This window comes from Comamonas thiooxydans, from assembly GCF_002157685.2.
Taxonomy (GTDB): domain Bacteria; phylum Pseudomonadota; class Gammaproteobacteria; order Burkholderiales; family Burkholderiaceae_C; genus Comamonas; species Comamonas testosteroni_H.
Genome location: NZ_AP026738.1, coordinates 2,956,096 through 2,977,690, shown reverse-complemented (window position 1 = coordinate 2,977,690; position 21,595 = coordinate 2,956,096). Strand labels below are relative to the sequence as shown.

Sequence of the window (21,595 nt, the reverse complement as noted above, 5' to 3'; positions counted from 1 at the left end):
TTGCTCAGTCGCAGCGAGCAGTCATGCCACCATCCACGACCAGTTCCGTTCCTGTAATGAACTGTGCTTCGTCACTAGCGAGATAGAGTGCAGCACTTGCCGTATCGCGACCGTCACCCATGAAGCCAAGAGGAATACGCTTGACACGTGATGCCAGCAAAGACTCCACATCGCCTCCCGTGCGCTGCTTGGCTAGGCGCACCTCAACCATAGGGGTGTGCAACTGACCTGGGACTACCGTATTCACGCGGATCCCATCCGGAGCATGCTGAACGGCAACTACGCGAGAAAGATGGATCACGCCGGCTTTGCTTGCGGCGTAAGCAACCTGAGCGCTGCCAGTCCAGCGAAGGCCTGATGTGGACGCCACATTGACAATGGCGCCGCGTTTGTGCTCCACCATGTGTGGCAGCACATATTTGCAGGTCAGGAAGACGCTTTTGAGGTTGATGTCAATCTGACTGTCCCAGGCTTCCTCGCTCAACTGCACTGGCCCTCCTGCAGCGGAGCCGCCTACGTTGTTGATCAAGATGTCCGGGGCACCATAAGTCGACAGACATGCTTCGACCATGGCTTGTACGCTTGCAGAACTGGTCACATCACAGATGCAGGTCGTGATGGAAGAGGCTGCATCGCCCGCTAGAGATAGCGTTTCATTCAATCGATCCTGGTCGCGATCGACAGCCAGTACTTTGGCGCCTTCCTCGGCGAGGCGAACGGCCATTGCACGACCGTTGCCCCAGCCTGCTCCGACGCAACCGGCGCCCGTTACGATGGCGATTTTGGATTCGAACCTTCTCATGCTTGCTCCTGTCATTGAATTAGCTGAGCAACCGTTGTTGCGGATGCTGCATGGAAATCAGTTTGCGCTTTCGAGTGGGTAAGTTAAACTCGATAGCTCCTATATCAGCTATGTCTATTTCCTATGGATCTGCGGCAGCTTGAATACTTCGTCGCTGTTGCTGAGCAAGGTAGTTTCAGCCGTGCCGCAGCGACCCTCAACCTTGCGCAACCCAGTGTCAGTCGGCAGATAGCCTTGCTGGAAGAGGAGCTTGGACAACGTTTGTTGGAACGCACCGGGAGGGGGGTCACTGCGACAGCTGCCGGTCATGCGCTGCTCGCTCATGCGCGCGTCATGCTCAATGCGGCCAGCCAAGCACTGTCGGACCTTAAGGAGATGCATTCAGAACCCGTTGGACGAATCGTCGTTGGCTTGCCTAATCGAGTGGCCATGGGCTTGGGGGTCCCCCTGATTCGGGAATTTCGGCGTCGTTTGCCGAATGCATTGTTGTCCGTAGTCGAGGGGCTTAGTCTTTCGCTGCGCGAAGGCTTAATAGCAGGTCGTATCGATCTGGGTTTGCTATTTGATCCAGCACCCACGCCGCTGCTGTCGTATGAACCGTTGATGCGCGAGCGGATGGTGCTTGTTGCGCCGAAAGGCTACCGATTACCGAGGCAAGTTAGCCTTGAGGTGTTGGCCGACTTCCCGTTGGTGCTGCCAGGGTCGCACAACCCGATCCGGAGTCTGGTGGATTCGGTGCTTCTGCCCCACCGCATCGTGCTGAACGTCGTTGCGGAGGTTGGGGCAGTGCATACCGCATTGGCGGTGGTGGAGGACGGCCTAGCTTGTTCTATTCTTCCAGACAGTGCCCTGTGCTTGAGCAGTAGAAGGTCAGAGATCCAAGCAACTCCGATTGGACCGCCAGCCATTCACAATCTCTTAGTCCTCGCAATGCCGCGTGCTCGGCCCGCAACACGTCTGGTCGCAGAGACTGCCAAACTGCTGCGAGAGTTGGATTTCCGTAACGGGGCACGCTCACTTTGAGCCATACGCGCTTGCTCACATTCACAACTGAATGGTGAACATGGTCCGAATGGTGTTGGTGAAATGAGGGCGCACGCGATCACTCCAGGAAGTTTGGCGGACCGCTAGCCATTCGGGTGAAGCCAGAGCTTGTTCGTCGACTAGGTCGTAGCATGCGAAAGACCGGGGTCCTTCGTCATGGTTCCAGAATCTCTGTGCCTGCACGCATCCAGGAGTCCGAGAAAGACCCGGGAGATGTTCCATTACATACCATCTCTGAAGCTCCAACTCCCAGCCCGTTTCAGGCGTCGTTTCCACAACGTAGTGAAACGACGCCTGTCTTACCAAGCTAGCTCCGGTCAAGCTATCCATCAAAGTCATGCGACTGGCAGATAGGCTTATGCCGGGCATGGATGGGCATGTCAGAGTATCCAATGTTTGCTTCGCGAGAGACAAACGGTGGGGCAGAGCAAGATAAACATAAGCAGTTTGGGAATGCTCTACCCAGGCCTTGCGCACGATTGAGCCCCGCAACTCTGCATTGAGGGGATTGGCCATCACGTGCAGTTCGAGGCCGGAAATCATGGATTGCTGCGCGCCCTTCATGCGCAGCAAAATCATGTCTGTGGGGAGGAATTCACTGGACATATGTTCACGGAGGGGACTTACGGAGCGATGAAGGATTGAGGCTTCAGTCGATAGTGACTTTGCCAGCGATCACCACCTTACGCCAGCGTGCCTCCTCGGCGCGCATGAACTGGGTCATTTGCTCCGGCGTATTTACCGCTACCGTCAACCCTTCGCGAGCAAGGCGCTCGCGATAAGCGCTTGTTTCTGCAACTTTGCGTAGAGCTGCATTAATCTTCGAAATGACTGGTGCTGGCGTTCCCGCAGGTGCAAACGCTGCGTACCAGACATCGGCCTCATACCCTGGCAGGGTCTCTGCAATTGCTGGAACCCCTTTGTAGGCTTCGCTGCGTTTTGGAGAGGTTATGCCGAGCGGTCGCATTGTGCCGCTAGCAACCATTTTTGCCACTCCACCCGCCGTACCGAACAAAAGGTCGACTTGACCGCCAATCAGGTCGGTGTAAGCAGGGCCAGCTCCTCGGTAAGGCACATGCGTGATATCCACGTCAGCCATGGTCTTGAACAGTTCGCCAGCCAAGTGGACGGCAGATCCGTTGCCCGACGATGCATACGTCAGCCTTCCGGGGGCTGCTTTCGCGGCAGCAATGACGTCAGCGACGCTTTTGAAGCGGCTGTTGGGGGGGGTGACCAGGACGTTAGGCCCGCTGCAGACCCGTGCCACTTCAGTGAAGTCCTTTTGCGTCTTGTAGGGGAGCTTCTTGACCAGAGAGTCGTTGATCGCAATAGCTGAGGTCGTAAGAAGCAACGTGTAGCCGTCGGCAGGCGATTTGGCCACGATGTCTGTGCCTATGATGGTGCCGCCACCGGGCTTGTTGTCAATGATCAAGGCTTTTCCAAGTTCCCGCTGCATTCCTTCCAGCAAAGCCCGCCCGATGACATCGGTGCCCCCGCCCGGGGCGAACGGCACGATCACACGTATGGTGCGTGTCGGGAAGTTGTCGGCAGACCAGGCTTCCAAGCTTATAAGTGACGAAGCCGAGGCAAGAGCTGTACCGGTCCGCAGAACCTGGCGACGTGTGAAAACAGAGTGCGACATTTATGAGTTCCTGGCTGCTAGTTAGAAGTCAATTCGAATCTCAGCTTCCTTGACCGCTTTGCCGATTTTCAGCAAGTCTTCTGCGATCAGCTGCCGAAATTGCGAGGGGCTGGACTTTGTAGGCACAAATGACAGCTCGGCAAATTTGGTCTTTAAGGACGGTGCTTCGACGGCCTTGGCGATCTCTGCATTCAGTCTGTTGGTAACTTCGACTGGCATGTTGGCTGGGCCCCATACGCCATACCAAGACAACAACTCGAATCCCGGGACAGTGCTTTCAGCTAGCGCCGGAACGTCTGGCAGTGATGGAGCTCGCGTTTTGCTAGTCACCGCCAGCGGCCGCAGGCGGCCAGCCTGAACAAAGGGTGTGACCCCGGGCATAGGCGAGATCGCGGCGGAGACATGGCCACCAACCACGTCAGTCAATTGAGGCACAGCGCCCTTGTAAGGAACGATCTCCATTTGCAGACCAAGTGCTCGGTTGAGCATTTCTTCACTCAAGTGACTGGTCGTACCTAAGCCTGAAGTTGCCCAAGTGAATTTCCCAGGGTTGGCTTTGGCCAATTTGATGAATTCTTCGATCGTTTTGGCTTGAACCCCGTTGTTTACGGCAACGATTAGCGGCACGTACCCTATCTGCGCCACAGGAGTGAAGTCTCGCTGCGGGTCGTAGGTCTTCTTGGCAACTACGAGCGGCAGGTATGCCTGGCTGGAGGCGTTGAACAGCAAAGTGTAGCCATCGGCCTTCGCGTTCTTCACATGCATGGAACCAAGGAGGCCAGAAGCGCCTGGTGTGTTTTCAATGACGATCGGCTGACCGAGTTGGCGCTGCAACTGGTCAGCTACCAGTCTGCCAACGGTATCGATGGATCCTCCTGGAGTGTAGGGAATCACCATACGGATGGTCTTGCTCGGATAGTCTTGCGCACTAGCTATCGCGCTAATTCCAAACAAGGCGCTTGTTAGAGCAAGTCTCAGGGCGAGCGAGGTATTTGCTTTGTTCATGCTTGTCTCCCGTTATGGCTTCTTATTTCGTGATCACGTCTGCCTTGACAAGCTTGGACCAACGGGCAATCTCAGTTCGAACAAATGCTTCGTATTCGGTTGGAGTGCCCGTTTGGGCCACCATGCCTTCATGAACCAACTTCGATTTAAAGAAGTCGCTCTGAGCCGCTTTACGGGTCGCGGCATTGAGTTGTTCAATGATGGCGGCAGGCGTGCCGGCGGGAGCATGCAGGCCGTACCAACCCTCCGATACATATCCTGCGACACCGGCTTCAGCCATGGTGGGTACATTCGGGTAGGCGCTCGAGCGAGTCGCCGAAGTCACCGCTAGCGCTCTTAGTTTTCCGCTGTCAATGAATGGACCAACAGAACCCGATGTGCCGAACAGGATGTCGGTCTGCCCGCCCAGCAAATCAGTGAGGGCAGGGGAGGATCCTTTGTAGGTGATGTGCTGAATCTGTAGCTTAGCCAGATCCGCAAAAAGAGCTGCAGCGAGGTGAGACGAAGTCCCGTTACCAGGCGATGCGTATGTCAGCTGGTTGGGCTTTGCTTTGGCTGCCGCAATGATCTCCTTGACTGTCTTGTACGGGCTACTTGCGCGCACGACCAGTACATTTGGGGAGCGCACCACCATGGACACCGGCGTGAAAGCTTTTTCTGTAGCGTAAGGAAGCTTTTCCATAAGACTCGGGTTGACCGAGTGCGCTATAGAGGACACGAGTAGCGTGTAGCCGTCCGGAGCACTCTTGGCAACCATTTCCGAGCCGATGATGGTGCCTGCTCCAGGTTTGTTTTCAACGATGACCGATTGCCCGAGTTCTTGTGACATTCCGACTGCGAGCGTTCGCGCGATCAGATCTGCCCCACCTCCGGGTGCGAATGGAACCACTAACTTAACTGGTTTGTCAGGGAACGCTGCCTGGGCCGCGTTGAGACCAATGGCCAGGGTGGCCGCAAACATAGTGGCCGCCTTGAGGGACGTTCTAATAGTGCGTTGGAAGGAATGTTTCATTGATGTCTCCGGTAATTTTTATGTCTATCAAAACCCCTGCAGCTGACTCTTGCGTGGTCTTGTCTTGCTGCAGGGAGGTCGAACTGTGCTGATTCCTACAAGGCGTGGCAGGCCATGCGCCCATACCATGCTCGGTTTCAGTGGGCACGCGGTGTTTACGCTCCCTTTTGGTAGGCGCGCTATCGAAATAGAAACAACGCAAAGAAGCGGATTGCTGTCGGTCTGGGCGAGCGCTGTGGCAGGGCTCGCTTACTTCTGATAGATGCGATGAGCAAAAGCAGCGATGGCATCGGCCATGGCACGTGGCTGCTCTGGTGCCATTGCGTGACCGGCGTCACTAATCACCTGCTCAGTGACACGCTCGCCAAGGTAGAGTTTCATTACCTTCGGAATCACTACCGCATCGTGCTCGGCCTGTAGATCCAGGATGGGCACATGGGTACCAGCAGAGAAATAGTCATCGACAGGGGTGCTGCGTCGAGCATGGCTTTGAGCCTCGTGAGTCTCAGTGTTCCAGCCGTCTAGCCAGACGCGTGGATCGTGACCAGGGGCAAAGAAGGCTCGGCGCAGGCAGTCCAGCCGCTGTTCCTCTGACAGGCTAAAGTCACTTGCTCCATCTATGGCGTCGCGCAGACGGCTGTATGGCATTTCGCTCGACTCAGGCGGAAGCTTGCCCGCAGATGCAGCAGCCATGATGACGCCGCATACCAAGTCGGGTCGATCAGCGGCCAGCATGCGAGCGGGTTGGCTGCCCCAGGCATGACCCACTATGAGGATAGGGCCGGTGCGTTCCTGATCTAAGACAGCGGCCACATCGGCGGCAAAGTCATGCAAGCTGAGGCCCTGCATGGGACCATGGCTGTGCCCGATACCGCGCGGCTCTGGGCGAATTACGCGGAAGCCGTCTTGCTGCAGGTAGTCCGCCACGACGTCGTAATCGCGACCTGATCGAGCCAAGGAAGGAAGAATGCAAATGATTCGACCAGTGCCTTGATCGGCATATTCGATATGAACTTCCGTATTGCTCTTTGGTGGGAGGTACCGAACAAGTCGGCGTGATGTCTCTTTAGTTGTGTTAGTCATAGAACCAGTCTCTTACGCCACTGGCACTGCAAAAAGCCTCTAGCGGCTATATCAGCTATGCCTTTTGGCTATTTCACTGAGCATCGGCGGCACTTTGGGACTTAGTACGGCGGAGGCTTTCATTGCTTGGGGTCGCCTCAGAAAACGGAAAATAAAGCACGCTAAGCCGGTTGCAACGGTCGTAGCGGCCTGAACTTGCCCGCGCCGATCTTGGCGCTGCTGCGCCAGAGGTAATCGCCGGTCAGGTTGATGTGTTCCCAGCCGAGCGGCGACAGGTATTGCAATAGCGCGTCATCGACAGCATGCCCGTTGCCACGCAACGCATGTGCTGCGCGCTCCAGATAGACCGTGTTCCACAACACGACGGCCGCCGTCACCAGGTTGAGGCCGCTGGCCCGGTAGCGCTGCTGCTCGAAGCTGCGGTCGCGGATTTCGCCCAGACGGTTGAAGAATACGGCGCGGGCCAGCGCGTTGCGCGCTTCGCCCTTGTTCAGTCCAGCGTGGACGCGGCGGCGCAGCTCCACGCTTTGCAACCAGTCCAGGATGAACAGCGTGCGTTCGATGCGCCCCAGCTCGCGCAGGGCGATGGCTAAGCCGTTCTGGCGCGGATAGCTGCCGAGTTTCCGAAGCATCAGCGAGGCTGTCACCGTGCCCTGCTTGATCGAGGTCGCCAGCCGCAGAATTTCATCCCAGTGGGCACGAATAGCCTTGATGTTCAGCCTGTCGCTGCTAATCATCGGTTTGAGCGCGTCATAGGCGGTATCCCCCTTGGGGATGAACAGCTTGGTGTCGCCCAGGTCACGGATGCGCGGCGCAAAGCGGAAGCCCAGGAGATGCATCAGGGCAAAGACGTGATCGGTGAAGCCTGCCGTGTCGGTGTAGTGTTCCTCGATGCGCAGGTCGGACTCGTGGTACAGCAGGCCGTCAAGTACATAGGTCGAGTCGCGCACGCCGACATTGACCACCTTGGTGTGGAACGGCGCGTACTGGTCGGATATATGGGTGTAGAAGGTTCGCCCAGGGCTGCTGCCATATTTCGGGTTGATGTGACCGGTACTCTCGGCCTTGCTCCCGGTTCGGAAGTTCTGGCCGTCCGACGATGACGTGGTGCCGTCGCCCCAGTGTTCGGCGAAGGGATGCCGGAATTGGGCGTTCACCAACTCGGCCAGCGCTGTCGAATAGGTTTCGTCGCGGGTATGCCAGGCTTGTAGCCAGGCGAGCTTGGCGTAGGTCGTGCCGGGGCAGGACTCGGCCATCTTGGTCAGGCCCAGGTTGATCGCGTCGGCCAGGATGGTGGTCAACAGCAGATTTTTGTCCTTGGCCAGATCGCCCGATTTCAGGTGCGTGAAGTGGCGGGTGAAGCCCGTCCACTCATCGACTTCGAGCAGCAGTTCGGTGATCTTGACGTGTGGCAGGATCATGGCTGTCTGGTCGATCAGCGCCTGCGCGGTGTCGGGTACCGCCGCATCCAGCGGCGTGATCTTCAGGCCCGACTCGGTGATGATCGCATTCGGCAGGTCGTTGGCCGCTGCCATGCGGTTGACCGTGGCAAGCTGCGCTTCAAGCAGCGTCAGGCGGTCGTGCAGGTACTGGTCGCCGTCAGTGGCCACGGCCAGCGGCAATGCGCTGGACTGCTTGAGGCTGGCGAACTTCGCGGGCGGCACCAGGTAGTCCTCGAAGTCCTTGAACTGGCGCGATCCCTGCACCCAGATGTCGCCCGAGCGCAGCGAGTTCTTCAGCTCGGACAGCGCGCACAGCTCGTAGTAGCGCCGGTCGATACCCGCGTCAGTCATCACCAGCTTCTGCCAGCGCGGCTTGATGAAGTCGGTCGGGGCATCGGCAGGCACTTTGCGGGCGTTGTCGGTGTTCATGCCACGCAGTACCTCGATGGCATCGAGCACGTTCTTGGCGGCGGGTGCGGCCCGCAGCTTGAGCACGGCAAGGAATTCCGGCGCGTAGCGGCGCAAGGTGGCGTAACTTTCGCCGATGCGGTGCAGGAAATCGAAGTCATCGGGCTGAGCGAGCTTCTGCGCCTCGGTGACGCTTTCGGCGAAGGCATCCCAGGACATGACGGCCTCGATGGCGGCGAACGGATCGCGGCCAGCTTGCTTGGCCTCGATCAGCGCCTGGCCGATGCGCCCGAACAGCCGCACCTTGGCGTTGATCGCCTTGCCGGATGCCTGAAACTGCTGCTGATGCTTGTTCTTGGCGGCGTTGAACAGCTTGCCCAGGATGCGGTCGTGCAAGTCGATGATTTCGTCGGTGACCGTGGCCATGCCCTCGATGGCCAGCGCCACGAGGGTGGCGCAGCGCCGTTGCGGCTCGAACTTGGCTAAGTCGGCGGGCGTCATCTGGCCACCCTCACGGGCGATCTTGAGCAGGCGGTTCTGGTGCACCGACCGCTCGATACCGGAAGGCAGATCGAGCGCCTGCCACGCCTTGAGGCGTTCGATGTGTTCCAGCATGTGCCGCGAGTTCGGTTTAACCGGCGACTGGCGCAGCCAGGCCAGCCAGGTCGTTTTGCCGTTGTCCCGGCGCCTGAGCAGATCGTCGAGGCGGCGGCGATGCGTGTCCGACAGTGGTTCGGCCAAGGCATCATAGATGCGCCGGTTGGCGCGAGTGATGGCCTCGGCGCTAGCGCGCTCGATGGCGTTGAGCGCGGGCAGGATGATCGACTGTCGCCGCAGATGCTCAACCAAGGTGCTAGCCAGCACGATGCCTTTGTCGGTTTGCATGGCCAGGTCGGTCAGCGTGTGCACGGCCTGCCGGTAGTGGCTCATGGTGAACGGCTGGAAGCCAAACACCGTTTGCAGCTCGACCAGGTGCTCGCGCCGGGTCTGCTCCCGCTGTCCGTAGTCGTCCCAGCTTTCGACGCCGACCTTGAGCTGGTCGGCGACCAGTTTCAGTAGGGGCAAAGACGGCGCCTGATCGACACCAAGGAAGATTCCGGGAAAGCGCAGGTAGCAGAGCTGCACGGCAAAGCCCAAGCGATTCGCAGGCCCGCGCCGCTGGCGGATGATGGAGAGATCGGTATCGCTGAACGTGTAATGTCGAATTAGGTCGTCCTTGGTGTCCGGCAACGCCAACAGGCTTTCGCGCTCGGCGGCGGACAGTATGGAACGACGAGGCATATTTATTGATCCAATTTCAAGTATTGATACAGGGTCTCCCGGCTGACACCAAATTCACGGGCCAGCTTCGCTTTTTGCTCGCCCGCCGTGACGCGCCGTTTCAGTTCAGCAATCTGTTCACCGCTCAGAGACTTCTTTCGGCCTCGGTAGGCTCCGCGTTGCTTAGCGAGCGCGATGCCTTCGCGCTGCCGCTCACGGATCAAGGCCCGCTCGAATTCGGCGAATGCCCCCATGACCGACAGCATCAGGTTCGCCATCGGTGAATCCTCGCCGGTGAAGGTCAGGCTTTCCTTGACGAACTCGATGCGCACGCCGCGCTTGGTCAGCTTTTGTACGAGGCGGCGCAAGTCATCGAGGTTGCGCGCCAAGCGATCCATGCTGTGAACCACCACGGTGTCGCCTTCGCGCACGAAGGCCAGCAGCGAATCAAGCTCGGGCCGCTGGGTGTCCTTGCCCGACGCCTTGTCGGTGAACACCCTGCCGACTTCGACATGCTCCAGTTGCCGCTCCGGGTTCTGGTCGAAGCTGCTGACCCGGACGTAGCCGATGCGTTGACCCTGCAAGATACCTCCAAATACGAAAGTGTCAGGAAGAAATCTATGACCTTTCGCCGCAGGTGTCAAGAAACACAAAAGTTAACTCTATTCTGACGTTGCTGGGTGGCTTCTCCTGACATCAGGATAGGGTATAGCTCAGACTGACATTATTATTGTTGCGCCGCCGCAAAGAAGGTAAAATGCCTTTTCCCAAAGAATCAGCAAGCCAACTATCGGAGTTCCTACCCGTGTAAGCCTCTTTCTCGCTGCGAGCCAGCTTCAATACACACCACGCTCGCACGAGGCTGCACGTCCGATTCACTGCGTCTTGCTGGCCCTGGATTACTCGGGGTTCGTTCTCTATTCCGCTGGCCGGGAAGACGCGCTTGCGTTCGCCCCAACTGCCACCACTGGCTGGCAACCACAACGGAATAGAAGAATGATGAAATCCTTACGCCAGGACTGGCTTTCCAATGTCCGAAACGACTTACTAGCGGGCATCGTCGTCGCGCTAGCGCTCATCCCCGAGGCAATCGCCTTCTCGATCATTGCGGGCGTTGATCCGAAGGTCGGTCTTTACGCCTCATTCAGCATTGCCGCGATCATTGCCTTTGCCGGTGGTCGCCCTGGCATGGTGTCTGCGGCCACAGGTGCAATGGCGCTGCTGATGGTGACCTTGGTCAAAGACCACGGCCTGCAATATCTGCTGGCTGCCACCGTGTTGACCGGCGTACTGCAAATTCTCGCGGGGTGGCTCAAGCTGGGCGCATTGATGCGCTTTGTCTCTCGCTCGGTCATCACCGGCTTCGTCAATGCGCTGGCCATCCTGATCTTCATGGCGCAGTTGCCCGAGCTGACCAATGTGACGTGGCACGTTTATGCCATGACGGCGGCAGGTCTCGGCATCATCTACGGCTTTCCCTACATCACCAAGGCCGTGCCGTCGCCGCTGGTTGCCATCGTCGTGTTGACCGGAGTGGCGATCTTCCTCGGCCTCGACATTCGCACTGTGGGCGACATGGGCAAACTGCCTGACAGTCTGCCGGTGTTCCTGCTGCCTGATGTGCCGCTGAACCTCGAAACGCTCAAGATCATCTTCCCTGTCTCGGCCACCTTGGCGGTCGTCGGCTTGCTGGAATCCATGATGACGGCTTCCATCGTCGATGACCTGACCGACTCCAACAGCAACAAGAACCGCGAATGCGTGGGTCAAGGTGTGGCAAACATTGCTACCGGCTTCCTCGGCGGCATGGCAGGTTGCGCCATGATTGGCCAGTCGGTCATCAACGTAAAATCCGGCGGTCGTGGCCGACTCTCCACGCTGGCCGCTGGCGTGTTTCTGCTGCTGATGGTGGTGTTTATCGGTGACTGGGTGGCCCGCATTCCGATGGCCGCACTGGTCGCGGTGATGATCATGGTGTCTATCGGCACCTTCAACTGGGCCTCGATCCGCAATCTGCGCGAGCACCCAAAAAGTTCCAGCATGGTGATGCTGGCCACCGTGGTAGTGACGGTTGGCACCCACGACTTGGCCAAGGGCGTGCTAATCGGAGTGCTGCTGTCGGGCTTCTTCTTCGCCCACAAGGTGGGCCAGATTCTGCGCGTCACCTCTCGCACCGAGGACGAAGGCCGCGTGCGCACCTACACCATTACCGGCCAAGTGTTCTTTGCCTCGGCGGATCGCTTCATCAATACCTTCGACTACAAGGAAGTCATCGAGAAAGTGCGCATTGACGTAAGTCGCGCCCACTTCTGGGACATCACCGCTGTTAGCGCCTTAGACAAGGTGGTCATCAAGTTCCGCCGTGAAGCCACCGAGGTCGAAGTCATCGGCTTGAACGAGGCCAGCGCCACAATGGTGGACAAGTTCGCCGTGCATGACAAAGACGGTGCCGAAGACATGCTGATGGGCCACTGAGAGGAAACAGGATCATGAAGAACGAAAACAAAGTGCTGGCCTGCGTGGATCAATCCCACTTCGCCGATTACGTGGCCGACTACGCCGCATGGGCCGCTCGCCGAATGGACGCGCCGCTGGAGTTTCTGCACGTCATCGACCGCCACCCCGAGCAGGGATCGGGCGAAGATCACAGCGGTGCCATCGGCATTGACGCCCAGGAAAATCTGCTGACCAAGCTCACCGCCGAAGACGAGGCCCGCACCAAGAATGCTCGCGAGCAAGGCCGCATCTTCCTGAACCGACTGCGCGAACGGGCCACCGCTGCCGGTGCCGCGCTGGTCGATGTTCGCCAGCGGCACGGCGAACTTGAAGCAACGCTGGCCGAACAGGAAGACGGCGTGCGCCTGCTGATACTCGGACGCCGTGGCGAAGCCGCAGAAGCCACACAGCGCGACTTGGGCCGCAATGTGGAGCGGGTGGTACGTTCGCTGCACAAACCGATCCTGACCGTGACCGAAGGCTTCAAAGAGCCGCAGCGCGTGATGATCGCCTTCGACGGCGGTGTCGTGACCCGGCGTGGCGTCGAAATGGTCGCTGGCAGCCCGCTGTTCCGAGGTTTGCCTATCATCCTGCTGATGTCGGGGAAGAAAAGCCAGGATGCACCCAAGCAGCTTGATTGGGCCAAGACCACCTTGGAATCGGCTGGCTTCGACGTCACCGCCTCACTGATCCCCGGCGATGCGGAAAGCATCATCGCCAAGACGGTCAAGGAGCAGTCCATCGACATGCTCATCATGGGCGCATTCGGTCACTCGCCGCTGCGCACTTTGATGTTCGGCAGCAAGACCGCTGACCTGCTGCGTTCCTCGACCATCCCCACGCTTCTACTGCGATAGCGAAGGAGTCGCCTCAATGGACATGGAACAGTTCCGCGCTCGACTGCTGATCGAGCAAAGGGAAACCGTTGAGGCAATCCAGCAGGCTCAACAGTCCGCCGCGCCGGTCGAGCTGGATCAATCCTGTGTCGGTAGGGTGTCGCGTATCGACGCCCTCCAACAACAGGCTCTTGCCCAAGGATTGCGGGAGCGGCTGACCATTCGCAAGCGCAAGGTCGAAGCTGCGCTGGCCCGCCTCGACTCTGGCACCTATGGGCTGTGCTGCGCCTGTCACAGTGATTTGGAGCCGGAACTGTTGAACGCCGATCCTGCTGTTGTGTTCTGCCAGGAATGCGCGACAGCGCGTCAATGACAAAGCCGTATTGATGCCCAACGGCGGAGCCGTTTTGCCTTAACGTGCTTTATTTTCCGTTTTCTGAGGCGACCCCATACAGGTGCACCACACTGGTAAACGCGGCTTCGTAGAGGCCGCTGCCCATCGCCACGCCCATGAACGCCCACGCCACGAAGATATGCAGTGTCTGCGTGGCCTGGCTCAACATCAGCAAGCCACAGGCAAAAACCAGATTGCTGGCGAGAAGCACCGACCTTCCGCCAAAGCGATCAATCAGTCGGCCCGCGATGGGGCCTACCGCCGCAGCCACCAGCAAGGCTGCCGAGAAAGCGCCGAACACCAGAGAGTACGAGGTGCTTGTCGACTGACTGATTGGCCTGGCCAGCACCGCGAGCAAGTAGTACGACGAGGCCCAGGACAGGGTCTGGGCAATCCCGAGCATGACTGTGACTTGCGTGCGGCTCAGTGCCATCTGTATCGTTTAAATGCTGCGTTGGTTGACCCGTTTGGACAGTTCTTCGGCACTTTCACGGCGCTCGCTGTAGCGATCCACCAGGTAGTCCGAACAGTCTCGCGTCAGCAGCGTGAACTTGACCAACTCTTCCATCACGTCCACCACCCGTTCGTAATACGAAGAGGGCTTCATCCGGCCAGTCTCGTCGAACTCGGAAAATGCCTTGGCAACGGACGACTGATTCGGGACGGTGATCATGCGCATCCAGCGACCCAGCACCCGCATCTGGTTGACCGCATTGAAGGACTGCGAACCACCCGAGACTTGCATCACCGCCAATGTCTTGCCTTGCGTCGGTCGCACGGCACCAGCGGACAAAGGAATCCAGTCTATCTGCGCTTTGAGGATGCTGCTCATGGCACCATGACGCTCTGGAGAGGTCCAGACCATCCCCTCGGCCCACACAGCCAGCTCACGCAGTTGCTTGACCTTCGGGTGATCGTCGGGGGCACCATCGGGCTGCGGCAGGCCACGCGGATCGAAGATCCTGGTCTCGGCACCCATCTTGCGCAGCAGGCGCGCCGCCTCTTCGGTCAGCAGTCGGCTGTAGGAACGGTCACGAACCGAGCCATACAGCAGCAGAATGCGAGGCGCATGCGTCGCGCGCTGTGCGGGTAAAAGGCCTTCCAGGCTGGGCTTTTCAAAGACTTGTTCGTCGAGGTTCGGTAGATCAGAGATTGCCAATTCGATTTCCTTTCGAGTCAATGACGGCTTCCCCGTCTTCTTTGGAGAATGCGGCCTGCTGAGGCTTTGACAGGATGTCCAGCACGGCCTCCGAGGGACGGCACAAGCGGGTTCCCAGAGGGGTGACCACTATCGGGCGATTGATCAGGATGGGGTGCTGGAGCATGAAGTCAATCAATTGCTCGTCCGTCCATTTGGGCGCACCCAAGCCAAGCTCGTCATACGGCGTACCTTTTTGGCGCAACAGATCGCGCGCTGGCATGCCCATGGCCTGGATCAGGCCCGCCAGCGTGGCGCGATCAGGAGGCGTCTTGAGGTATTCAATGACCGTGGGCTCTTCCCCGCTGTTGCAGATCAGGGCCAGAACATTGCGAGAGGTACCGCAAGCAGGGTTGTGGTAGATCGTGATGTCGCTCATAGCGCTAGATTTCCGTTGCAAAGATTCAAGACGCCACGCTGAGCCGCAAGGCCAGCGCTGCAAGTGCGATGAGCAGCACGGGCATGGTCAGCACCGCACCGACTTTGAAGTAGTAGCCCCAGCCAATGGTTGCGCCTTTCTTGGCGAGCACATGCAGCCAGAGGAGCGTGGCCAGGCTGCCAATCGGCGTGATCTTGGGGCCGAGATCGCAGCCAATCACATTGGCGTAGACCATGGCTTCCTTGACCGTCCCGCTGGCCGTGGATGCGTCGATGGACAAAGCTCCGATCAAGACCGTGGGCATGTTGTTCATGATGGAAGACAGCACCGCAGACAGCACGCCTGTGCCCAGTGAAGCGGTCCACACGCCACCGGCTGCAAACTGCTTCAGCAACATGGCGATGTAATCCGTAAGCCCCGCGTTGCGCAGCCCATAGACCACCAGGTACATACCCAGCGAGAACACCACAATCTGCCATGGAGCGCCATGAAGCACCTTCCTGGTGCTGATGACATGGCCACGCGCAGCCACCGCCAACAAGATCGCAGCTCCCACGGCGGCCACGGCACTGACAGGGACGCCCAGGGGCTCCAGCGCGAAGAAGCCGACCAGCAGCAAGACCAGCACGACCCAGCCGGCCTGGAAGGTGGCCACATCCTTGATCGCAGCCGAGGGCTGTTTGAGCTGGGCCACGTCGTAGGTGGCAGGAATATCGCGTCGGAAAAACAGCAGCAGCACACCGAGGCTGGCCAGGACCGAGGCGATGTTGACCGGCACCATCACCGATGCGTAGTCGTTGAAGCCTATCTTGAAAAAGTCGGCGGAAACGATATTCACCAAATTGGAGACGATCAGCGGCAGACTCGCGGTGTCGGCAATAAACCCGGCGGCCATGACAAATGCCAGCGTTGCTGCCGGAGAAAAGCCCAGCGCCACCAGCATGGCCATCACGATGGGCGTGAGAATCAGGGCTGCTCCGTCATTGGCGAACAGGGCCGAAACGGCGGCCCCCAGCAGCACGATGAAAGCAAACAGCTTGACTCCACTGCCACCACCCCAGCGGGCAAAGTGCAATGCAGCCCATTCGAAGAAACCGGCCTCATCCAGCAAAAGGCTGATGATGATGACGGCGACAAAGGTCGCCGTGGCATTCCAGACGATATGCCAGACCACCGGAATATCAGCCAAGTGCACGACTCCCATCAGCAGCGCGATACCGGCCCCAATCGAAGCGCTCCAACCAATACCAAGGCCGCGTGGCTGCCAGATAACCAGCGCCAGGGTGAAGATGAAAATAAGGATGGCCGTCAACATGACGTATAGGTCCTAGAAAAGCTATGAGTCGGCATCAGTGCCGCCCACAGCGTGCGGACGTCAGTGAAGCCTGGTGCTGCAATCCAGACTTTGGAGCTGGATCGCAATGGCAGTAACGGGATTCAGTGCGAAGAGAGTTCACGCGCCGTGGACTGCAGCACAGCCTGCTCCAGCTTTTGCGCCGGCAGGTTCACCAATAGCTCCAGGCGACGACGAATCATGTGCATCGTCTGCCGGAAGGCTTCCAGCTTTGCATCGTCAGAGGCATCGCCTTCCGAGGGGTCCGGGTAGCCCCAATGCGCTGTGGCGGGGTGACCAGGCCAAAACGGACAGACTTCACCAGCGGCGTTGTCGCACACGGTGATGATCAGATCCATATGCGGCGCGCCAGACACCGCAAACTCGTCCCAGCTCTTGCTGCGCAAACCATCTACCGAGACACCGGCCTTTTGCAGCACTTGCAGCCCCAGCGGATTGGGTTGCTGATTCTCTCGGGGGCTGCTGCCCGCCGAATAGGCCTTAAAACGGCCTTGACCCATATCGTTGAGCAAGGCCTCGGCCAAGATGCTGCGTGCCGAGTTGTGAGTGCACAGGAACAGGACGTTCAGGGGAGCTTTGTTGTCAGACATGGTTTTGGCAGCAGGACTTGGGTGTGGGAAAAGCTTGCAGCGACGTCTAGCACTGGCATGGCATAGCGGCGTCATCGGTACAAACCGCGCCCTGGCAGCAGTTCTCGGTGAGATATGCCAACAGATCGTTCATCACGGGGAAGGCCGCGCGATAGAGCACGTTTCGGCCCTGCCGTTCCTGGCTGACCAGGTCGGCATGAAAAAGCTCTTTCAAATGAAAGGACAGTGCATTCGGCGCGATGCCTAGCTGCTCAGCTAATGCACTAGGTGTCAGGCCTTCAGGTCCGGCCACAACAAGGGCGCGAAATACGCGCAATCGGGCCTCGTGAGCCAGAGCGGAGAGTGAGCGAATGACGTTTGCTTCTTGCATGAGTTGATAATACATCAATTATTGAATTAATGTATAGAGCTATGAGCAAAGTCGACCCCTCCATAAATGCAGCTTATGGCGAAAGGGGCCGAATCAGTGATTTCGTAGACACTGGTCGCTAATTCAGTTGAGGCGATTCGACTTACTCAACCGCAGCGCGTTGAAGATCACAGATGCTGAACTTAAGCTCATTGCTAACGCTGCGATCATTGGCGAAAGAAGCCACCCAGTGAACGGGTACAGAACTCCCGCAGCAATCGGCACACCAATTCCGTTGTATATAAAGGCAAATAGTAAGTTCTGCCGCATGTTGCGCACTGTGTCAGTTGAGATTTCACGCGACTGGGCAATGCCACGCAAATCACCCTTGACCAGCGTGATCTGACCGCTGTTCATTGCTACGTCGGTCCCGGTTCCCATGGCCACACCTACATCAGCTTTTGCCAAGGCCGGCGCATCGTTGATCCCATCACCAGCCATGGCAACCACATGGCCTTCACTTTGCAATCGCTCCACGAGAGCTAGCTTGTCGGCGGGCTTGACTTCGCCATGGACTTCATCAATTCCAAGCTTGGCACCAACAGCCTTGGCTGTGGTAAGACCATCTCCGGTTGCCATGACAATTCGCAAGCCGCTTGCATGAAGCGTTTGAATGGCATCCAAAGTGCTAGCTTTGATAGGGTCTGTTACTGCCAGGATGCCTGCGAACTTCCCATCAGCCGCTAAATGCATGATGCTTGCACCCTCTCCTCGCAGGCGTTCTCCGTCCGCTTGCAAGGAAGATACAGAAACGCCTTCTTGAGCCATCAGTGTGGTGTTGCCTAATGCCAAGCGCCGCCCCTCAACGGTTCCACGTACACCAATACCGCTGGCGGAATCGAAGTCCACAGGTTTAGCGAGTTGCAAGCCTTGTTCACGTGCAGCTCGGACGATGGCATCCGCAAGCGGATGCTCGCTCCCCTGATCCAAGCTAGCGGCAAGCCTCAAAACTTCGTCAGCGGTGAAATCTGGAGCAGGAATCGCTTTATCGAATGCAGGCCGACCTTCTGTCAGGGTGCCCGTTTTATCTACGATGAGCGTATCCACTTCACGCATTTTTTCGATGGCGCCTGCGTCACGGAACAAAACGCCTTGCTCTGCAGCGCGCCCTGTGGCCACCATTACTGACATGGGTGTGGCCAAACCTAGCGCGCATGGGCAGGCGATGATGAGTACCGCGACGGCATTGATCAACCCAAACACCCAACTGGGCTCTGGGCCAAAAATTCCCCAGACGAAGAAGGTCACTACAGCAACTAGCACGACAACCAGAACGAACTTTCCAGCCACTACGTCGGCCATTCGCTGCATCGGTGCCTTAGACCGTTGGGCCGATGCAACCATCTGAACTATCTGGGAGAGCATGGTGGCAGTGCCCACCTTTTCTGACCTCATGACCAGAGCTCCACTCGTATTGAGTGTGGCGCCGATCAGTTTGTCGTCAACGCGCTTTGTCACAGGTATTGGCTCGCCCGTGAGCATCGATTCATCAACGGCGCTTTGACCTTCCGTGACAATGCCATCCACGGGTACTTTCTCGCCTGGACGTACGCGCAGCAGGTCTCCGACATGCACGTGGCTGAGGGGAACATCTTCCTCACTGCCATCTGCATTGATACGCCTTGCCGTCTTAGGAGCTAGGCTAAGCAATGATTTGATAGCGGCCGAGGTCTGAGAGCGAGCCTTCAGCTCAATGATCTGCCCCAACATGGTCAAAGAAATGATGACCACCGCTGCCTCGAAATAAACAGCTACACGGCCCATGGATACGAACGAGTCGGGAAACACACCAGGTGCCAGCGTCGCTACGAGGCTGTAGACAAAGGCGGCTCCCGATCCCAAGCTGATCAACGTCCACATGTTCGGACTGCGGTGGATGATTGACTGCCAGCCTCGAACAAAAAAGGGCCAGCCCGTCCATAGCACCACGGGCAGGGAAAGAGTCAACTCGACCCATGTTTGGGTCTGCATAGTGAACCAGCCGAACTTGTGTCCGAACATGGCCAGAGTGGTAACAATCAGGGTGAGTGGTAGCGTCCACCAGAATCGCCGTTGAAAGTCTTGCAACTCGCTGTTGTCCTCTTCTCCAACCGGGATCAGTGGCTCCAGAGTCATTCCGCATTTAGGGCAGTTTCCGGGATGATCTTGCCGGACCTCCGGATGCATCGGGCAGGTATAGATCGTTCCGGCGGGAACCACGCCCGAGTCATCAAACGATTTCTGATCTGAATGACTTGCAGCCACATGAGCATGTTCGTGCGAGCTGAGCAACTGGGCCTCAGGCACTAAATGCATTTGGCATTTAGGACAACGCCCCGGATGATCTTGATGGACTTCAGGATGCATTGGGCATACATAGACTGAGCCCTCTACTGCGTGATCCGCCTGCCCGCTACTCGATATGAATTGCGCAGGGGCATGAGCAAATTTTTGCTGGCAATCGGCACTACAGAAGCGATAGGTCCGTCCCTCGTGAACTATCTGATGAGGCGACTGTAGAGAGACAGTCATGCCGCAAACAGGATCCTTCAAAGGCTCAGCCTCAGTCATGGTGTTTTCCAACTCAACTGACTCTGAAGAAGATCGATGCTGATGATGATGCATGCCGATGGCCCTTCACGATGTTGGATCGATTCTTGGCCCTTACACCATGTGAATGTCAAGCCAGAATCTGCTCGAAAAACAACTCTATCCACCTATTCTGAGATAGCGCAATCAGAGTTCGCTGCTTGTGGCCATCTCAATTTAAGAAATAGTTCTTTGTTGAGATGGCCTTTGTCTGACTACATGACGCGGACGCCATCCAAGCATGAATCGACGGAAGCGTTTTACCCTTCCTATCAGTGTCTACGTCTGCTTAGAGCAGCTCCGCTTCTGCTGTCGGTGGTTGATCTCGGAGGATCAAATTCCTTTTGGGGAAAGAATCCCTAGCCAAGCCACACTCGCCAAAACCAGAACTGCAAGTGTTGTCTCCATGAACAGGCTCTGGCGTAGCTTAGCGACTGCTTGCGCGCGATTCCCTGAGCCCAATGATGCCTCCAGACTTGGACTAAGCCGGAACCGATTTGCAGCTGCCAAAGCAAGCATTCCGAGAACCAGCACTAGCTTGCCTAGCAGCAACTGACCATAGAGTGTCGAAACAAGCGGATCAAGCGAAGGCCCTGCGATCAATACATAGTTGACTACACCACTGGCCGCAAGAACGAAAACGATCAGCGTTCCGACATGGGCAAAGCCGTTTGATGTGCGGCTCAATATGGCTACGGTGTCCTGTGTCGCATTTGCCCTACTTGTGGCTAAGATCAAAAAAGCAAGCAACGCGCCGACCCATGCACCTGCTGCCCAGAGGTGGGAGATGTCTGAAGCAAGGTGGATGTATCCACGCATTCCGTCGTCCATCGCTCCATGACCAGCCCAGGCCAGTGTCGCCAGCGCTACACCGCTAGATACGGACATGGCAACGAAGCGAAACGTTGGATTGAACTTCACTAGGGCAATCAAGATGCAAAGCGCTAGCGCAAGAATACGAATGCACCAAGCAAGGCCCATGTGAGTGCCGGTGATGAGCATCTCGAAGATATGCGTTGACAACTCGGAGTAAGTTTGCGCACCGGACATGGCCTTGGCAAGGACTGTCATGCCAATCACTGACAGTCCAATCCCGATTACTGCACATACACCAACGCAAACGCGATAGCGACGCGCAATTGCCAAGGATCGCTCGTCGTGGCCAAGGGCATAGACGCTGAACATGGCGACGCCAAAACCTGCAGCCATGTCCAGATACAGCGCAAGGCGCAATACGATGGTGAACCAATCCTCGGCCATTTGCTTACTTCACCTGGAATGTGACGTTGCCATTGATAGGGTGTGTGTCTGACGACACTGCACGCCAATCCACGCGATAGGCACCGGGTTGAAGCGTCTGAGCGGGAGTAATGACCATGGTTTTGCCATCGCTAGCGCCAGAGACGCTTGCGCTGACCTTCATTGCGCCGTGGTTCGGCATTCCGGGCATCCCCGTCATGATCAAGTTCGCTGCCGAGAACTGAGGAACCAGCGTTTCCGAGAACTTCAACTCAATCGTGGCAGGTGCCGCGACCTGCGACTTATCCGCAGGAGAGGAGGAAACTAACGAAGGATGTGCAAATGCTGCGGAAGCGAACAGTGTTGCGGCAATTGGCGCGATGAACTTAGCGACCAGGTTTGAGCGGTTCATGAGAGACTCCTATCTAAGTGTG

The 21,595-nt window shown here is 57.7% G+C and carries 20 protein-coding genes and 1 pseudogene; 4 read left to right on the top strand and 17 right to left on the bottom strand.

What is annotated here, in order from left to right; all coding sequences use genetic code 11:
- Window positions 1–4: 4 nt before the first annotated feature.
- Window positions 5–802 carry an SDR family NAD(P)-dependent oxidoreductase gene (locus CTR2_RS13650; protein ID WP_087083382.1) on the bottom strand — a complete coding sequence of 266 codons (798 nt, stop codon included), beginning with the start codon at window positions 800–802 and terminating at the stop codon, window positions 5–7.
- Window positions 803–925: 123 nt separating this feature from the next.
- On the opposite strand from CTR2_RS13650, the gene CTR2_RS13645 reads away from it, so the two are divergent.
- Window positions 926–1,825, top strand: coding sequence for a LysR family transcriptional regulator (locus tag CTR2_RS13645; protein ID WP_087083384.1), 900 nt, complete (start codon window positions 926–928; stop codon window positions 1,823–1,825).
- A gap of 21 nt (window positions 1,826–1,846) precedes the next feature.
- On the opposite strand, the gene CTR2_RS13640 is transcribed toward CTR2_RS13645, so the two are convergent.
- The 7 genes from CTR2_RS13640 to CTR2_RS13610 form a co-directional block, all read right to left on the bottom strand.
- Window positions 1,847–2,452, bottom strand: a complete 606-nt coding sequence (locus CTR2_RS13640; RefSeq protein WP_087083386.1) for a hypothetical protein — start codon at window positions 2,450–2,452, stop codon at window positions 1,847–1,849.
- Window positions 2,453–2,495: 43 nt separating this feature from the next.
- Entirely contained in the window at window positions 2,496–3,488 is a 993-nt protein-coding gene (locus CTR2_RS13635; protein ID WP_087083388.1) for a tripartite tricarboxylate transporter substrate binding protein, read from the bottom strand.
- A gap of 21 nt (window positions 3,489–3,509) precedes the next feature.
- Window positions 3,510–4,493 carry a Bug family tripartite tricarboxylate transporter substrate binding protein gene (locus CTR2_RS13630; protein ID WP_087083390.1) on the bottom strand — a complete coding sequence of 328 codons (984 nt, stop codon included), beginning with the start codon at window positions 4,491–4,493 and terminating at the stop codon, window positions 3,510–3,512.
- Between the two features lie 22 nt (window positions 4,494–4,515).
- A complete protein-coding gene (locus tag CTR2_RS13625) occupies window positions 4,516–5,505 on the bottom strand; it encodes a tripartite tricarboxylate transporter substrate binding protein (RefSeq protein ID WP_254913346.1) in 990 nt (329 codons plus the stop codon).
- Window positions 5,506–5,754: 249 nt separating this feature from the next.
- A complete protein-coding gene (locus CTR2_RS13620) occupies window positions 5,755–6,588 on the bottom strand; it encodes an alpha/beta fold hydrolase (protein ID WP_087083392.1) in 834 nt (277 codons plus the stop codon).
- A 161-nt stretch (window positions 6,589–6,749) separates the two neighbouring features.
- Complete coding sequence (locus CTR2_RS13615) at window positions 6,750–9,719, bottom strand: Tn3 family transposase (protein ID WP_087083395.1); 2,970 nt, start codon at window positions 9,717–9,719, stop codon at window positions 6,750–6,752.
- Between the two features lie 2 nt (window positions 9,720–9,721).
- On the bottom strand, window positions 9,722–10,282 hold the full coding sequence (locus CTR2_RS13610; protein ID WP_003055107.1) for a recombinase family protein: 561 nt from the start codon (window positions 10,280–10,282) through the stop codon (window positions 9,722–9,724).
- Window positions 10,283–10,694: 412 nt separating this feature from the next.
- Between CTR2_RS13610 and CTR2_RS13605 the strand changes: the two genes are divergently transcribed.
- The 3 genes from CTR2_RS13605 to CTR2_RS13595 are packed head-to-tail and all read left to right on the top strand — an operon-like array spanning window position 10,695 to window position 13,403.
- On the top strand, window positions 10,695–12,173 hold the full coding sequence (locus tag CTR2_RS13605) for a SulP family inorganic anion transporter (RefSeq protein WP_011518938.1): 1,479 nt from the start codon (window positions 10,695–10,697) through the stop codon (window positions 12,171–12,173).
- A gap of 14 nt (window positions 12,174–12,187) precedes the next feature.
- Window positions 12,188–13,051, top strand: a complete 864-nt coding sequence (locus CTR2_RS13600; protein ID WP_011518937.1) for a universal stress protein — start codon at window positions 12,188–12,190, stop codon at window positions 13,049–13,051.
- A 16-nt stretch (window positions 13,052–13,067) separates the two neighbouring features.
- The gene (locus CTR2_RS13595; RefSeq protein WP_011518936.1) at window positions 13,068–13,403 is read left to right on the top strand and encodes a TraR/DksA family transcriptional regulator; all 336 of its coding nucleotides are present in this window, start codon (window positions 13,068–13,070) and stop codon (window positions 13,401–13,403) included.
- A gap of 73 nt (window positions 13,404–13,476) precedes the next feature.
- On the opposite strand, the pseudogene CTR2_RS13590 reads toward CTR2_RS13595, so the two are convergent.
- The 9 genes and pseudogenes from CTR2_RS13590 to copC form a co-directional block, all read right to left on the bottom strand.
- A pseudogene (locus tag CTR2_RS13590) lies at window positions 13,477–13,857 on the bottom strand (MFS transporter); the annotation flags it as partial.
- 9 nt (window positions 13,858–13,866) lie between these two features.
- Complete coding sequence (arsH, locus tag CTR2_RS13585) at window positions 13,867–14,583, bottom strand: arsenical resistance protein ArsH (RefSeq protein ID WP_087083397.1); 717 nt, start codon at window positions 14,581–14,583, stop codon at window positions 13,867–13,869.
- Complete coding sequence (arsC, locus tag CTR2_RS13580; RefSeq protein ID WP_087083399.1) at window positions 14,570–15,001, bottom strand: arsenate reductase (glutaredoxin); 432 nt, start codon at window positions 14,999–15,001, stop codon at window positions 14,570–14,572. Before arsC ends, arsH begins: the two co-directional genes overlap by 14 nt.
- A 25-nt stretch (window positions 15,002–15,026) precedes the next feature.
- Entirely contained in the window at window positions 15,027–16,316 is a 1,290-nt protein-coding gene (locus tag CTR2_RS13575) for an arsenic transporter (RefSeq protein ID WP_087083401.1), read from the bottom strand.
- 122 nt (window positions 16,317–16,438) lie between these two features.
- A complete protein-coding gene (locus CTR2_RS13570) occupies window positions 16,439–16,945 on the bottom strand; it encodes an arsenate reductase ArsC (RefSeq protein ID WP_034366674.1) in 507 nt (168 codons plus the stop codon).
- Window positions 16,946–16,991: 46 nt separating this feature from the next.
- Window positions 16,992–17,315, bottom strand: a complete 324-nt coding sequence (locus CTR2_RS13565; RefSeq protein WP_012839066.1) for an ArsR/SmtB family transcription factor — start codon at window positions 17,313–17,315, stop codon at window positions 16,992–16,994.
- A 123-nt stretch (window positions 17,316–17,438) separates the two neighbouring features.
- A complete protein-coding gene (locus tag CTR2_RS13560; protein WP_087083403.1) occupies window positions 17,439–19,904 on the bottom strand; it encodes a heavy metal translocating P-type ATPase in 2,466 nt (821 codons plus the stop codon).
- 351 nt (window positions 19,905–20,255) lie between these two features.
- Complete coding sequence (gene copD / locus CTR2_RS13555; protein ID WP_012838523.1) at window positions 20,256–21,182, bottom strand: copper homeostasis membrane protein CopD; 927 nt, start codon at window positions 21,180–21,182, stop codon at window positions 20,256–20,258.
- A gap of 4 nt (window positions 21,183–21,186) precedes the next feature.
- Window positions 21,187–21,573, bottom strand: a complete 387-nt coding sequence (gene copC, locus CTR2_RS13550; protein ID WP_003078546.1) for a copper homeostasis periplasmic binding protein CopC — start codon at window positions 21,571–21,573, stop codon at window positions 21,187–21,189.
- Window positions 21,574–21,595: the final 22 nt, after the last annotated feature.